Genomic DNA, 15705 nt, shown 5'->3' with positions numbered 1-15705 from the left:
AGACTAATTTCTCTATTATTTATTTAGAATGTTAAAAAATGGATTTTATTCATAAGAAAAATATGAACGTATTTACAAATATAACGGAAATCGAAATAATTTGCTACTGTTTTTTTGAATTATGTATCTTTTTTTAAATTTCTTGCAAATGACTAAACAAAGACGGGGTACGTCACCTTCGGAGTAGTTAAAATATGCAAAGGATGAATTTCCTCTCGAGAAAGCACTAGAAATTGTAAGAGATTCAAAGTTTAGAACTACTATACATTCTGATCAAGGGTGGCATTATCAACATAATAAATGGGTAAACACGCTAAAAAAAACAAAGTGTTCCAGAGTATGTCGCGAAAAGGAAACTGTTTAGATAATTCGCCCATGGAGAACTTTTTCGGCTCATTGAAACAAGAAATGTATTATGGAGAATCACTGTGCGCTTTTGAGGAATTAAAAAAGAGAATTGAAGAGTAAATAACAAGCGTATAAAGCAAAAATTGGCAGGCATGAGTCCGGTTCAATACCGTACCCATACCAACCAATTAGCTGCTTGAATTAAAACTCTAACTTTTGGGGTCACCTCAGTTTACCTAGTTCTTTTTTTAGTTCATTATTCACTTTTAGTCCCTTTATAATGAATATATTTTGAAAGCATCGAAATAGCCACATCAATTGCATCTTCCTTCGGATTCAATTTTGAATGGTGCAAACCGTACCGTGAATCCGCCCCAAGCCAAAACATGAATCCTGGAATTTCTTTCAGCATATAGCCGAAATCTTCTCCAGTCATTGCTTTTTCACATTCAATAACTTCAACATTTGTGTCGTTACGAACATATTCCATGAACTCTCTCGTTAACTTCCCTTCATTATATACCTGATAATAGCTGCTTCCAAAGTCAATCTTGGCTTCACATTCATAGCCAACTTCGATACCTCTCACAATCGATAATATTCGCTTTTTAACTTTTTCCATCGATTCCACGGAAAGAGTACGAATCGTTCCCTCTACACGAGCTTTTTCGGCGATAATATTTTGGACAGTGCCACCGCTTATCTTTCCAATTGTTATGACCGCACTGTCTAAAGGATTAACATTTCTTGCAACAATAGTTTGTAACTGAGTAACTAAAGAACAAGCAGCAACTACCATATCATTCGTTTGGTGTGGGTATGCCGCATGCCCTCCCTTACCTGTTAAATCAATAAAGAGCTCAGATGTATTGGCAAATAAAAGACCTTCCTTAACAGCAATTGAGCCAACTGGATATTCAGGAGCGATATGAAGAGCTAAAATCATGTCCGGCTTCCAGTCATTCATAATTTCTGATTGGAGCATCGGCTCTGCTCCACCAGGCCCTTCTTCAGCAGGCTGAAAAATAAATAAAAGATTATCATCAATTGGCTCATTGAGGAAATGAGTGATAAGCCCCAAAGCAATGCTCATATGAAAATCATGTCCACAAGCGTGCATTTTTTCTGGATGCTCTGAAAGAAAAGGAAGCCCTGTTTCTTCAACAATTGGTAAACCATCCATATCCGCTCTATAGCCAATCGTTTTCCGAGGATTGAGGCCCTCAATCCTTACAAATATACCAGTTTTCCATGTTTCTATTCGCATTCGTTTCTGCGGAAGCGATTTTAAATAGTTCAGCAAATACGATTGTGTTTTGTATTCCTGGAAGCCTAATTCAGGGATTTTATGTAAATCTCTTCTAATTTGAACAAAAGACATTATGACCTCTCTCCTTTTACTAAAAAAGCAAAAAGCAGCCTCAAAAAATCGTTCCTGCGCATGTTCTTTGAGTGCCTTCCTCGTGCTCTCGCCAGCACAAAAAATCTATTGAAATCAGCAATCATACACCCGTACAAGCAATTTCATTTTTCTTTAAAAAAAGTGCGGATAAAAAATCCACACTTTTTGTCACGATTAAAGATTGCGTAATGCTTGCATAATTTCTGTTTTTGAAAGAGTTTTTTCGTCAATCTCTTTAATCACTCGCGCTGGAACGCCTGCAACCAACGTGTTTGCTGGAACGTCCTCAATAACAATTGCTCCAGCTGCAACACGAGCACCTTTTCCAACCGTCACACCTTCAAGGACTACAACATTAGCACCGATTAGAACATCGTCTTCAATGACAACTGGCTTCGCAGAAGGTGGCTCAATCACTCCAGCTAACACCGAACCAGCACCTATATGGCAATTCTTCCCAACCGTAGCTCTTCCGCCTAGAACTACGTTCATATCAATCATCGTACCTTCACCAATCACAGCACCAATATTAATGGATGCGCCCATCATGATCACAGCATTTTCACCAATTTCGACTTGATCACGAATGATGGCTCCTGGCTCAATTCTTGCTTTGATCCCCTTCATATCTAATAATGGAATCGCCGAATTTCTACGGTCATTCTCCACCACATAATCTTCAATTTTTGCCTGATTTGCTTCAATTGCTGGGCCAATTTCGCTCCATTCCCCAAATATCGTTCCCGTATTGCCTGAAATGAACGTTTTTGAGCTAGGTCCAAAATCAATTCCAGTTAATTCACCTTTTATGTAAACCTTTACGGGTGTTGACTTTTTACTATTTGCGATAAACGAAATAATTTCGTTTGCATCCATCATTTTGCTCATTTCATAATACCTCCACTCAATTCTATTCTGTACATTATGAATTTTACTTTAGCAAATTAAAAAGAACAAGACAAGCATTAATTGTTATCACTCTTTGCTCTTTCTTCATCCTCCTTGACATGTTCCTTAATTAAATCGACAAATGCTTGGACTTGCTTCAATTTAAAAGCGGAATCATAGCCAATTAATGAAGTATCTCTTTTTAATGGCTCATCATTCTCATCAAGAAGGGGAATTTTAAAGATATCTTGTTCTCCTCCATTAAGAGTGATAGCAGGCAATATCGCATAGCCAATCCCATTAAAAGCCATTTGCTTGCATGTTTCAATTTGATCGACAACAATTGTCCGTTTAGGCATCGTTTGAAATTGCCGATGCCACCAATCTTGTATCTCTTGATAATAATTGGAATCACTTTTAAATTGAATAAACGGTCGATCTGTTTTCAACACTTGTTCTGGAGAAGTGATTTCTTTATCAACCAAATAAAGATGATCTTCGAATAAGGGAATTTTTATCCCTTTCCAATCAGGAGTTCCACGCACAATTCCAATATGTACATGATCTTCATACATCGAGCGCAGGATCTCACTACTCCAGCCTGTTACTAATGAAACTTTTGCATGGGGATAACGCTCGACGAATTTCTTCAATACTTTAGGAAGCCAGTTTTGACTGACTATATTGGCAACGGCAATTTTTAAAGTCCCATAAACCTCTGAATTCATGGCACTGATCGACTCTTTTACTTTCTCCTCTTTTTCCAAAACTTCATTAACAAATTTAATGACGATTTCCCCCGCTGGTGTTAACGTAAGCCCTTTTTGTGAGCGAATGAAGAGCTTCGTTCCCCATTCCGCCTCAATCGTTTGCAGCCTTTGGCTAAGAGCAGGTTGTGAGACAAATAAACGCTCCGATGCTTTTCGCATATTCATTTCTGCTGCTAAAACGGAGAGAAGATGAAATGCTGATAATGTTGACATGAATTCACCTCATTCATTACTTGATCTTCCATTGGATGTTTCTCTCTCCTTCTTAGGTAAAAAAAGAATGAGCATAAAACTTAGCAACGCAAAGATAAATACTGTGATATAAACCGTATGGATGGAAAAGGTTAAGCCTTCCTGTAAAACGGATTTAACCCCTGGAGAGAGGGCGCTTCTTTGTTCTTCATTTAATAATATATTCGCGGCATCGAGAGAAAGCTCCTTCGAAATTGTTTCACCCTGTTTTTTAATATACGAAAGCAACTGACTATTAAGAATTCCTCCTAAAAGAGCTGCTCCAATTGTATTTCCTAAATTACGCATAAACATATTTGCTGCCGTGGCAACACCGCGCTGCTCCCAGCCAACCGTACTTTGGATTGAAACAATAAAGGAGGTTGTCGTCATTCCCATGCCAACACCAACAAAGAATGATGCCAATGCTGCCCAGACAGGCCCCATCTCCGGAGATAAGAAGACAAACATAAGACCACCAATGACCAAGGAAGCTCCACCTATAATCGCAGTAATGCGAAACCCAATTTTCAAAAGGAGATTCCCCGCTACCGTGGCCGCAATTGGCCACCCGATCGACATTGTTGTTAGCGTGAAGCCAGCCACGATCGGCGGTTGTTCCATCACACCTTGAACAAAAGCAGGCAGAAAGCTAGAAATACCGATCAACATAACCCCTGTTGTTAGTGAGGTCATATTGGCAATGAAAATCGAACGCTCTTTCCAAATGGAAAAGGGCATCATCGGTTCAGATGCACGTCGCTCTTGAAAGACAAAGAGCGGAAAAGCAATAAGCGTGACAGCGAGCAAACTTAACACTTGAGGTGAATTCCAAGCCCAATTTGTACCACCTTCAACTAGAAGAATCATTAATGCCGAGATGGCAACCGTTAATAAAAAAGCCCCTTGAAAATCAATTTGATGTTTTTTCTTTTCTACTTTTTCATGCAAGAATAAACTGATTCCGATAATGGCTAAAATTCCCAATGGGACATTAATCCAAAAAACATATTGCCAACTGACGTATTGAACAAGAATTCCCCCGATCGCCGGACCTAAAATTGCCGAGATCCCCCATACGCTTGATAAATATCCTTGAATTTTTGCTCTTTCTTCTATTGTGTAAATGTCACCAACAATAGTACTGGCTATCGGCATAACTGCTCCTGCACCAAATCCTTGTATAAAACGAAAAACGATGAGCATTGTCATTGATTCAGCAAAACCACAAAGGATAGAACCGATTAAAAAAATAATGATGCCAATCGTTAAGATCGGTTTTCTCCCGTACAAATCTGATAGCTTCCCATAAATTAAGACTGTCACTGCATTCATTAATAGGTATGATGAAAATACCCAGCTATATCGAGTAAAACCACCTAGATCACCAACGATTGCAGGCATAGCAGTTGCTACAATCGTCGCTTCAATAGCTGCCATAAACATCGCCAACATAACTGCTGCTAATACAAATGGTTTTTTTGTTTGTTGTTTCTGATTCATTTGACTATGTACTGCGTCCTCCATTACGGCACCTCATATACAAAAATTGAGCCTCCTAATGTTAGGAGGCTGTAGACTAAACATATTCATTGCTTTACTGTAATCCACTCATCATTATGCGCCTTTATTGAAAAACAAGGAAAAATTTTTTAAAGTGTTAAAGTTATGATATCAAAGCGAACAGACCTCTTTACATCGCTTATCCTTCACACTGTTCTGGAAGAAGTATATTGATTTAATTGCATTAATACCGATCTTCTTGTTAAAATCCCTTCAAAAAATCCTTCGTCACTTTCCACACACAGAAAAGGATGATCAATCAACAACGTCAAACAGGATTTGATATCCGAATCAATTGCAATTCTTGGAATTTCTCGATTCATAACACCTTCGACACGTTGTTTCTCCAATAGTTCAAATTCAATTCTTTCAAGCCCGAGTATTGACTCCATAATCAAGGGGGTACTAATAAGACCCTGCAGCTTGTACTGCGGATCTAATACAGGTATTGCCGAATACCCACTTTTAGTAAGAACTAATAAAGCGTGCTCCAAGCTATTTTTTACCTGTACATGGGCAACCCGTTCAGAAGGAATCATCAAATCTTTAATATTAATCTCCAAAAACTCTCCACTGTGAAGATCTATCATAGTCGAAAACTCCTCGTAAATGTTTTCATTCTATTTTATTCTATCACAGTTTCAGCAGTGATGCTTCATAGAACACCCTGGAACACGATAAAATGCATAAAATTCAATTAGCCTTTGCTCGTATGAATATTTCGCACTTCATAATGACATTGCGGACACTTATAAATGACATTTTGATTCGATTGCGCTGTTAAAACATGATTCATTTCTGCAATGTAAGAACATTTTGGGCATTTAACTGTTGGCAACAAACGTGATCGCTCCTCTTCAAATTGATCATTATTCAGCTTTTTCAATAAGTCCATTTCACTTACTGTATCAGGTCAAAAATTTCAATCGTAATCATATCAATATTGTCAAATTGATAACGCTTAGGCTTTTCTTTCTCATTATATACCTCGAGCTCAAACGTTTCTGTTTTGGGGTGATATGTAACCTGACACTTTCTTTCGCCATTTACTTCAAAAAAGCGTTGCGCTGATTCTCCAGCGCCACCTTGTTCTTGAAGACTTTTTAAACGTGTGATGATACCTTGTAGCTGTGACATGTTTCCTCTCCTTTCACAAAAACCATGTATGATATGCATTCCGCTTTATCCTTAGGTTTCTCTTTTGACATGTTTCTATCCATAAGTAATAATTTCAGAAAATTCAAGTTATTATCTTTACATGCCAATATTAACAGCATAAAATAAGACATAGGTTTGTACAAGAAAAAGGTATGAAATGGAGGAATTTTTTTGAGCACTGTTGAAAAGCTTTTTGAGAACCTATATTTAATTGACGCGCTTGATCTCAATATAAAAGAAAGAACTGGCTCCTACGTTTTACTTGAACGGGAATTAACAATTATTGAAACAAGTGCCAGTCCCTCTGTTCCACATATTATCAATGGTTTGAAAAGTCTAGGGCTTTCCCCAAAAGATCTGAAATACATCATTGTAACCCATATTCACCTTGATCATGCAGGTGGTGCAGGTCTCCTTTTACATCATTGCCCTAATGCAAAAGTTATTGTCCATCCTAAAGGAAAAAGACATTTAGCTGATCCTTCCCGGTTAATCGCTGGCGCAAAAGCAGTCTACCGCGAAAAGTTCGACACCTTCTTTCATCCGATTGTCCCAATTCCTGAAGAACAATTAATTTCGATGGACAATGGAGACAAATTACACATATCCGAGGATTGTACCCTTACGTTCTATCATACGCCAGGACACGCAAATCACCACTTTAGCATTTATCATCCAAAATGGAATGGAATGTTCACCGGAGATACAGCGGGAATTTATTATCAACTAAAAAAAGAGATAGAGTTCTACCTTCCAACTACGACTCCTTCAAATTTTGATCCTGATAAAATGGAACAATCGATTGAATTATACAAATCAATGAACTTAGACTATATCTTTTTTGGCCATTATGGAATGTCCGATAACCCAAAAGAAGTCTATAAACAAGTGCTCAGTTGGATTAAACCCTTCGTTGATGTGGCCGCTGCCGCCTTTAAAAATGGGGGTACTCCTGAAGAAATGATAGATGTAACAAAAGTAGGACTCTTTCAATTAGTTTCCTCTCATTTAGACAACTTAAATATACCTAGAGAACATGAAATATACGATATTCTCGCACTTGATCTTGAGGTATGTGCAATGGGATTAATTGATTATCTCTTCAGAAAGAACAAGTGAAAGCATGGCTCCTATGTTCCATGCTTTTTTATTGATGTTATCCTTTGCTAATTTAGCAGCACTCACTTACCATTCTTCCTTTAAAATAATTCGCTGCTTCTTTCATTTTAGCTCCATACCAGAACATTTCTCCATCGACAATTAACGGCACTGCATCTGGTAAAAATTCTAAAAATTCTTGTTTATGCTTCTCCTTAAAATGAAACGGTTCTGTGGCGAGAAAAATGTAATCTAGCTGACTTTCTTGAAACTCTTCTTTTGTAATTGAAGGATATCTTTGAGGAGAAATTGCAAATGGATTTTGAAATCCCATTTCTTCCAATACAGAGTTTATATATGTGTTGCCCCCAACAACCATATATGGATTTCTCCAAATAACATATGCCGCTCTTTTCCCAGTAATCTTCGGCAGTGTCATAAACTCCTTTTTTATGGAGTCTATAAGGCATTGCGCATTATTTTCGTGATTTGTTATGATTCCCATATCTTTTATCATCCTGTATGATTCAGTAATCGAACGCACCTCAGCAACAAATACGGGAAAGTTGTATTCCAATAGCTCAACAATCTCCTTCGTATTCTCTTCTTTTTCTGCAATGATAAGGTCAGGGTTTAATTTTCTTACCATTTCCATCTCAATATCTTTTGTACCTCCGACAATCATTGCTTGTTCCACTTTGTCTTTTGGGAAAATACAATAGCGGGTTCGCCCTACTATTTCGCTTTCTAACCCTAGGGCATATAGAGTTTCCGTAATTGCAGGACAAAGCGACACAATTCTTCTAGGAGGATACTCAAATTCAATCTTTCTTTGAAGATGGTCTTCCATTCTTTTCAGCACAATAAAACCCCCTTCTAATGATTTGGAACTGGTTTCAAAACGGTTAACTTGTAACTGTTTCACAACTGATAAAAGTCTGCATCAGTTTTGCAATGCTTGATCAAATGAACAAAGATGAACCAGTTCTCTTTTATGGATATTATACCGCCAAATCACTATCAACACTTAAAAGAGTTCCGTTTGCTTAACCTGCTCCATCAGAAGGCAATCTTGAAAGTTAGATGGATACTTCTTCTAGTCAAAATTTTATGCAGTACTTATTTCACTAGTCTTCTTTTTTAAGATTAATAGTTTTAAGTCTGCAGGAATAACAATAGTCGATTTGTTCATTTTACATCTCAATGCTGTTTACTACCAGAACGGACGGTACCGCGTTATAATTAATTTATCAAAATGTAAGCGGAGGAACATATATTGACAAAGATTACAATTTATACTCAGCCGGATTGTCCATCATGTGAAATAGCTAAACTTTTTTTACAAGAATATGGCTTTACATTTGAACTTAAAGATATAAAAAAGGACAGCAAGGCTCGCAATGACTTACTCAACAAGTATCAATCATACTCAACTCCTACCTTTGTCATCAACAATGATACTGTGATTACAGGTTTTGAAATTGACAGGCTAAAAAAAGCATTGGCGATTGAATCATAAATAACATTTCATCATGTACGACCATTAATTAAAAACAAACAAGACTAATTTTTCCAATGAACACATCAAAAAGTAGACATGCAACTAAAAACTATAGACAAACTCGATTGTTAGTGAGTTTGTCTATAGTCAGCACCAATTTACCAATAAATTGCTGTAAAAATAATTAACAATAGAACTAAAACTGCAAAAGCAAAAAAAGTGATAAAGACCGGGTTGCGTTGATATATTCCTTCTTGAACTTTGCCGGGAATGGATGTGTCCAACTCACCCTTCAATCTTTTTTGAGTTTTTGTCACCGCCAATGTGTACCCTAAAGCAAAAAGAACGATTGCAACGGCAATAATCGTCAAAACAAGCATATAAGTTGTCAATATTCTCACCCTTACAGAATGTATTACTCTTACATTCCCTCTAAAGGCAAGGGATTATTCGACTCCTCTTTACCAATTTACAGCAATTCAAGATGCTCTAAAATGAACTCATAAGATATATCTATAAATAAAAACTGCTTATCTTTCAATGGATAAGAAAATGTTCGCACGTTTTCCCCAGTCTCAATGTCACTATATAAATCCGACAGAATTCCCTTTTTTTCTTTACTCATTTTCAAAATATTTTCAAGAAAGTACGGTCTCCAACTCCAATTTTTATAGACATACTCACGTTGTACAAGCCATTCATTTTGAGTTTTGAAAAGGTTGGGAGAGAGTTGAAAACCGTTTTCATCACAAATATACATTCTAAAAGCAAAGTTCTCCATTTCCTTTCCCAAAACCATTAATAACTCCTCATATTTTTCTATTTTACGATATTTTTGCAATAACTCAGAAACAACACTTTGGAACTTCTCCGTTTGTTCAAACAGGGCCGCCAGTTTTTTCTTTTCACTATCAATAAATTGCTGACATTCATTTTTCAATTGTTCCTTCAGTATATCCCGGTCAACGAATTGAGAATGCGGTTTTTGCAAATAATAACCTTGATAATACCTCCCCCCATTTTTCCATGCATATTGAAGCTGATAGACCATCTCAATATTCTCGAATAAAAGGGTTGCTCCAATCTTTCTTGCTAAAAGTGAGTAAGAATAAATAATATCTTGAAAGCTTGAGGCGAGCCTTGTTGATCTTAAAGCCTGCAAATCAACTTTTAGAATAGTAGGCGAAATCAGACCAATGAGGTCAATTTGATGACTACTATCTCCGAGTTTGTCAAAGGCAATTTTAATGCCATAAGTTTTGTAATAGTTAATTAAATGACCAATTCTTTCAGCATCATCTAAATGGTTATTGAAAGAAATTTCAATAACCACCCTTTCGATTTTGACTCCTTTCTCGCCAAATTCTAGTAAAAGATGAAGTAACTCTTCATTTTCATCATATAATAATAAATCGGCATCCCGATTAATAAAAAGAAGAACATCGTCATCAAGTGCTGTTGCCTGTTGAAGGGCTTTTCTTAAAACTGTATTGTCAAGCTCTAAGCGATATTCCTCAGGAATACCCTCATCAAGAAAATAAGGACCAAGGCTAATATGATCATCGTCAGTTTTAAATCGGCCTAATACCTCATACCCTATTACACGATGTTCATCAGCACTGAATATCGGTTGGAAGAATGGAATGACATTTTCAAGATCGGTTAAAATATCCAATGCATCCATTTACATCCCTCCTATCAAAGTAAACTATTGCTTTTAAAAATTATATCATGTAACAAAGTTGATTTCACAATGTACAAAAGCAAAGAAAAAGCCAGCACTTTAGCAAGTTATTCTTAAATATTTTCATCCCCCATTTTTATTTCCCGTTCAGCTTAAGCTACAGTATTATTAATGTCATTCATTTTATTTCAAATAACGAATTTTTCCTTCCTTCCAAAGATAAACATCCTTCTTTTTCTTCTTATTATTTGATAGTATTAACTATACAAGCATGAAAAAACATCGTGTTTATTACATTATTGAGTATTACCTATCATGATTCAATCATATGATTGAGGACAGTCCCAACATTCAAAAAAAAGACAATAAATGGATTTTTATTTCATGGTAGAGAGAGCGGAATTTTTAAAGTTAGGTTGGTAAAGAAAATGCCCAAAAAAGTTTCAAGAAGATCTTTTTTGAAAAGATTTTTCGGTACATTACTAACGACAATTGGATTGTCAGTCGGCGGATATACTTATGCTGGAAGGATAGAGCCTAAACTGCTAAAAATCAATAAATATCAGATTTCTCATCTTGATATTCCTGCGGATTTTGAAAATATTAAAATTATCCAATTCAGTGATACCCATTTAGGTTTTCAATATACATTAGAGCAGCTTCAAGAATTAGTTGAGGAAATTAATCATCACAAGCCGGATATTCTCTTTTTTACAGGGGATTTATTAGACGAGCCGAATAAATATGGAGAGTTTGAACGTGTGATCACGATTTTAAAAAAGCTTAAGGCCCCACTCGGGAAGTACGCTGTATATGGAAACCATGACCACGGTGGATATGGAACAGATATTTTTAAAAGAATTATGGAAGAGTCTGATTTCACTTTACTTCTTAATGATTCAATCAAAATTGAAAAAAATGCCCAGAATTCCATCTACCTTCTTGGCATTGATGATGCCATGCTTGGTCAACCTGATATTAGTGCAGCACTCGCCAACGTGCCTGATGACGCATACAAGATTTTATTGTCCCACGCCCCAGATCTTGCAGATAACGCTGCAATGTTTAATATCCAATTACAACTAAGCGGTCATAGTCATGGAGGGCAAATTCAAATTCCTTTACTTGGAGCATTAGTCAAACCGCCATATGGTGAAAAATACTATGAGGGATTTTACACGGTTGGAGAAGAAAAGCCTTTAACATTATATGTAAACAGAGGATTAGGTACAACAAGACTACCCTTTCGCTTCCTCTCCGTACCTGAATTAACGATTTTCACTCTTTCCCGTAAGTAATGCTGTCGTTTTTACAAGTAGCGATGACTTTCTATCTATTGAAAGTATAGGAGGTTTTTAGTCTCCACCTGCTGCATTATGTCCATGTTAACATCGAGCCATAAGTATGAACAACATGAGCTAAAGATTCAGTCACGGCGCTTTTTTATGAAGATATTCAGCTTTTCCACAAAAGCCATCGAGAGTGATGTCTTTTGTTATTCCCACACGAGATTGCGGGTAAATTCATTGATTTCCACTCCAAGTACTTGCTTTCCACGGGGTGTTCGCCAAGCTTTCTCGTTTTGAATTTTCCATCACCTTTATTTAGCTATGTCGGTGTTGATTTTGGGCTCATTTCATGTGAAATGAGCCCAAAATCAACACCGACATATAACAGAGCCTTCTTAAAAAATAACCATTTCCTCATTGCCGTTAAAGATTTTGAATTCAACATCTGTTGCACTAATCGGGCTAGAGAATAAGTATCCTTGACCTTTATGGCAATTCGCTCTCATCAGAAACTCAGCTTGTTCCTTCTCTTCTATACCTTCAGCCACTACTTCTATACCGAGACTATTGGCTAAATGGATGATAGTTGTGGTAATTGCTGCATCCTTCTCACTATTTATAACATCTCGAACAAATGACTGGTCAATTTTTAAAACATCAATCGGGAATTGCTTAATATAATTTAATGATGAATAGCCTGTTCCGAAGTCGTCAATTGATATGGTTACTCCGAGTTCTTTTAAACTATTAAGAATAGGTGAAGTCTCCGCCGTATCCTGCATCGCACCTTCCGTTATTTCAATTTCTAACAGCGACGGTTCAATCTTATGTTTCCGGATCGATTCTTTAATCGTCTCGACTAGCTTTGGTTGTAAAAACTGTTTTGGCGATATATTAATGGCAATTTTTATCCCTTTTTTGCCCAGTTCCGACCATTTCTTAATTTGCCTGCACGCGGTATCGATAACCCAGTTACCGATCGGAATAATTAGACCTGTATCTTCCGCTAAAGGAATAAAATCGGCAGGTGAAATCATCCCTAACTCTTTGCTATTCCAGCGTATTAATGCTTCAAAACTCTTGACCTTGCCCGTTGCTAGACTCACTTGTGGTTGGTAAAACAACATAAATTCATCTTTTGCGAGAGCTTTTCTCAGATGGGTTTCTAATGAAACAATATGGGCACCTACGGAATTCATTTCTGTTTTATAAAATTGAAAATGAGCCTTGCCTCTCTCTTTGACACGAAACAGCGCCTCATCGGCATTTTTTATAATCGTTTCAGCATTTTTTCCGTCATGCGGATATATGCTAATTCCAATACTTGGTGAGATAAAATATTCTTGATAATGAAGATAAAAGGATTTAGTAAAAAGCGAAAGAATTTTTTGAGCTAACGATGTAATTTCCTTTCTTGAACCCTCAAAAAGGATGCTGAACTCATCTCCACCCTGACGATAAACTTTAATATTGTCATTATTAAATATACTTAATCGCTCGGCAACTTGAATCAAAACTTGATCGCCGGCTAGATGTCCTAACGTATCATTCAAATATTTAAAGCGATCCAAGTCGATAGAAAGGAGCGCAAACATGCCTCTGTTTTTATTTGCCTTAATCATTTGCTCCAAATCGTTTAACAAAGCCCGACGATTATATAGACCTGTTAGGTGGTCATGGAAAGCCATATACTTAATGGTTTCAGCATTTTTCGCATGTTCAGAAATATCTCTTGTGATGACATAAACACCTTCAATTTTTGAATTGATGACAATCGGAATTGTCTTAATATGAGTGGTTATACCGTATCCTTTTGAATGAATCAAACGACAATCAAGTGACTCCAACGCAACGCCAGCTTCGACTGTTTGTTGAAATAAATCGATAAATTTTTGCACCTCAGCATCAGGAATTAAATCAAAAAAAGAGCGTTTTGTCATTTGTTTTTCAGCATACCCTAATAATAGTTGGCCAGAAGGATTTACTTCTAAAATCTTGCCTTCCAACGACACAGTAAATACACCATCTAATGTATGATCAACGATAGATCGGTACTTTTGCTCTGCATTAATAAGCCGATTTCGTTCTTCGACCAACTCTGTAATATCCCTTGTCACAGCAACAATATATTTTATTTTATTATGTTCATCCCGAACTGGGGTTAATAAGGATTCTGTATAGCCCATGCTTCCATTCGGAAACATGATTTGATCCGAATAAGTAACTGAATCATTTAAAATGACAACACGATCATATGCCTTTTTTATTTTTAAGTAGCGTTCATATGGCAGAACATCCTCCATTGATTTCCCAATCGCTTCTTCTGATATCCCAGCATAAAGAAGCCCCATTTCATTAACAAATAAGTATTGAAATCGGGGACCTTCTTCAACCTTCATAACAAAAACCATATGCTTTACATAATTGAAAATTAAATTGTAAATGATCGATTCAACTGTACTGTCATCTGATATTAACTTCTCTCTTTCCTTTGCATTTTTTCTCAGTGGCCCCACCTTACCAACCTCATTCCATTGAGAAGGTTTTTCTTGATCATCCCTTTTCCAGTCACTGTTTTTTAAAAATTCATCTCGGCTGCTGCTACTCAGAATGAGTACAACAACGTTTCATTTTTTTTAGGCGAGCAGATCAAATAAATTCCAAAAAACAATGTTTGTGAAAAAATCCTCATCAAGTAAAAAACCTTGTCGTCTCTATCTTTTCGTTTCTCTGAATTAATGCATTAGTATAATATATTATAGCATTGATTAAATAGTGCAATCAATTTCATAAACCGAAAGAACTCCTAAAAAACGAACATTACCAATCATTTTCGAAAATTTTACGATTTATTGACGAAATATAATTATCTTTTTAAATATATTATTCGTTTTTAGATAAATAATTGTATATTTCGCAAATCTTCTGATTCTTTAATCAGATTATTGCTTTCAATAATTATTCAAAGCTACGTTTTATAACGCATTTCCTTATCGTTACCATTTATTCAAGATATTATCAATCACCATTTCCTTTTTTATGATAAAAAGGGTATACTATGTGAAGAAGGAAATTTCATTTTGAAAGGAGCAAGCATTTTGAATCGGGATAGGAATCACTCTCCTCATTTGGACCCAACGGTAGAAAACCTCTCACAAGCAATCTTCACGGTTAATCGTCATGCAAAAACGGCTCCAAACCCAAAATTTCTTTATAAGTTAAAGCATGATGCCTTAAAAAAATTACTAAAGGAAGGGAAAGCCAAAAAAGTTGGTCTTCATTTTTCAAATAATCCTAAATATAGTCAACAACAATCAGATGTTTTAGTTGTCTGTGGCAAATATTCTTTCCACCTGCCCCCTTCAAAGAGCGATTTTGCGTATTTACCTCATTTAGGAAAACTGGACAAAAATGTTCGTAACCCTAAAGCGCATCTTTCATTGAATGAAGCGAAAAAATTACTTTCACTGTATACTGGACTAAAAGAAGAAAAAAAACAGTCTAATAACAATAAAAAACGTTATGAGAAACCTGTATTTAAAAGACTTGGAGACAATTATTTTTAATTCGATCCAAAGCAAATTAACAACCATAGTGTATGTAAACTTTAACAAGCCCATTTTATGGTTCGATATGATAAAACGATTTTTAGCTCAACAATTCCATATAATAAAAACGGCAATTAAAAAAACACCCCTAACTCGTTTAAATTTTTTACTTTTAACCAGTTAGGGGTAGGTTTAGCTCTTATTTATCAAGCTTGTCTCCAAATT

At 36.2% G+C, this 15705-nt stretch carries 15 protein-coding genes and 1 pseudogene; 5 read left to right on the top strand and 11 right to left on the bottom strand.

Translation table 11 applies throughout. The features are described from left to right. Positions 1 to 214 precede the first annotated feature (214 nt). Positions 215 to 548: pseudogene (locus FCJ93_RS25335) on the top strand (transposase); the annotation flags it as partial. A 56-nt stretch (positions 549 to 604) separates the two neighbouring features. Here FCJ93_RS25335 and FCJ93_RS01510 read toward each other — a convergent pair. The 7 genes from FCJ93_RS01510 to FCJ93_RS01480 form a co-directional block, all read right to left on the bottom strand. Then, positions 605 to 1729, bottom strand: coding sequence for an N-acetyldiaminopimelate deacetylase (locus FCJ93_RS01510; protein WP_095313481.1), 1125 nt, complete (start codon positions 1727 to 1729; stop codon positions 605 to 607). A 195-nt stretch (positions 1730 to 1924) separates the two neighbouring features. Next, positions 1925 to 2638: a 2,3,4,5-tetrahydropyridine-2,6-dicarboxylate N-acetyltransferase gene (dapD, locus tag FCJ93_RS01505; RefSeq protein ID WP_137742783.1), complete on the bottom strand. Its 714-nt coding sequence runs from the start codon at positions 2636 to 2638 to the stop codon at positions 1925 to 1927. A gap of 77 nt (positions 2639 to 2715) precedes the next feature. Then, positions 2716 to 3621, bottom strand: a complete 906-nt coding sequence (locus tag FCJ93_RS01500) for a LysR family transcriptional regulator (RefSeq protein WP_095313486.1) — start codon at positions 3619 to 3621, stop codon at positions 2716 to 2718. Positions 3622 to 3630: 9 nt separating this feature from the next. After that, positions 3631 to 5166 carry an MDR family MFS transporter gene (locus FCJ93_RS01495; RefSeq protein WP_137742782.1) on the bottom strand — a complete coding sequence of 512 codons (1536 nt, stop codon included), beginning with the start codon at positions 5164 to 5166 and terminating at the stop codon, positions 3631 to 3633. 182 nt (positions 5167 to 5348) lie between these two features. Beyond that, positions 5349 to 5792 (bottom strand): cyclic-di-AMP-binding protein CbpB, encoded by a 444-nt coding sequence (cbpB, locus tag FCJ93_RS01490; RefSeq protein ID WP_095313491.1) that lies wholly within the window; start codon positions 5790 to 5792, stop codon positions 5349 to 5351. A gap of 107 nt (positions 5793 to 5899) precedes the next feature. Next, positions 5900 to 6088, bottom strand: a complete 189-nt coding sequence (locus FCJ93_RS01485; protein WP_235879401.1) for a hypothetical protein — start codon at positions 6086 to 6088, stop codon at positions 5900 to 5902. Positions 6089 to 6102: 14 nt separating this feature from the next. Further along, complete coding sequence (locus FCJ93_RS01480; RefSeq protein WP_095313495.1) at positions 6103 to 6339, bottom strand: YkuJ family protein; 237 nt, start codon at positions 6337 to 6339, stop codon at positions 6103 to 6105. Between the two features lie 192 nt (positions 6340 to 6531). Between FCJ93_RS01480 and FCJ93_RS01475 the strand changes: the two genes are divergently transcribed. Next, positions 6532 to 7479, top strand: coding sequence for an MBL fold metallo-hydrolase (locus tag FCJ93_RS01475; protein WP_137742781.1), 948 nt, complete (start codon positions 6532 to 6534; stop codon positions 7477 to 7479). 52 nt (positions 7480 to 7531) lie between these two features. Here FCJ93_RS01475 and FCJ93_RS01470 read toward each other — a convergent pair whose 3' ends face one another. After that, entirely contained in the window at positions 7532 to 8320 is a 789-nt protein-coding gene (locus FCJ93_RS01470; protein WP_095313502.1) for an ABC transporter substrate-binding protein, read from the bottom strand. A 414-nt stretch (positions 8321 to 8734) separates the two neighbouring features. Between FCJ93_RS01470 and FCJ93_RS01465 the strand changes: the two genes are divergently transcribed. Further along, positions 8735 to 8977, top strand: coding sequence for a glutaredoxin family protein (locus tag FCJ93_RS01465; RefSeq protein WP_095313504.1), 243 nt, complete (start codon positions 8735 to 8737; stop codon positions 8975 to 8977). A gap of 140 nt (positions 8978 to 9117) precedes the next feature. Here FCJ93_RS01465 and FCJ93_RS01460 read toward each other — a convergent pair whose 3' ends face one another. After that, the gene (locus tag FCJ93_RS01460; protein WP_235879385.1) at positions 9118 to 9360 is read right to left on the bottom strand and encodes a hypothetical protein; all 243 of its coding nucleotides are present in this window, start codon (positions 9358 to 9360) and stop codon (positions 9118 to 9120) included. Positions 9361 to 9428: 68 nt separating this feature from the next. Further along, positions 9429 to 10643, bottom strand: a complete 1215-nt coding sequence (locus FCJ93_RS01455; RefSeq protein ID WP_137742780.1) for an EAL domain-containing protein — start codon at positions 10641 to 10643, stop codon at positions 9429 to 9431. 428 nt (positions 10644 to 11071) lie between these two features. Here FCJ93_RS01455 and FCJ93_RS01450 point away from each other — a divergent pair, with 428 nt between their 5' ends. Continuing rightward, positions 11072 to 11941 (top strand): metallophosphoesterase, encoded by an 870-nt coding sequence (locus FCJ93_RS01450; protein WP_095313510.1) that lies wholly within the window; start codon positions 11072 to 11074, stop codon positions 11939 to 11941. Positions 11942 to 12327: 386 nt separating this feature from the next. Here the strand turns inward: FCJ93_RS01450 and FCJ93_RS01445 are convergent, their stop codons facing one another. Beyond that, positions 12328 to 14448, bottom strand: a complete 2121-nt coding sequence (locus tag FCJ93_RS01445) for an EAL domain-containing protein (RefSeq protein WP_137742779.1) — start codon at positions 14446 to 14448, stop codon at positions 12328 to 12330. A 582-nt stretch (positions 14449 to 15030) separates the two neighbouring features. Here FCJ93_RS01445 and FCJ93_RS01440 point away from each other — a divergent pair. Continuing rightward, positions 15031 to 15498, top strand: a complete 468-nt coding sequence (locus FCJ93_RS01440; protein WP_095313518.1) for a YkyB family protein — start codon at positions 15031 to 15033, stop codon at positions 15496 to 15498. Positions 15499 to 15705 lie beyond the last annotated feature (207 nt).

Source organism: Robertmurraya siralis, assembly GCF_005502275.1.
Classification (GTDB): domain Bacteria; phylum Bacillota; class Bacilli; order Bacillales; family Cytobacillaceae; genus Robertmurraya; species Robertmurraya siralis.
This window is presented reverse-complemented; position numbering and strand designations above follow the sequence as displayed.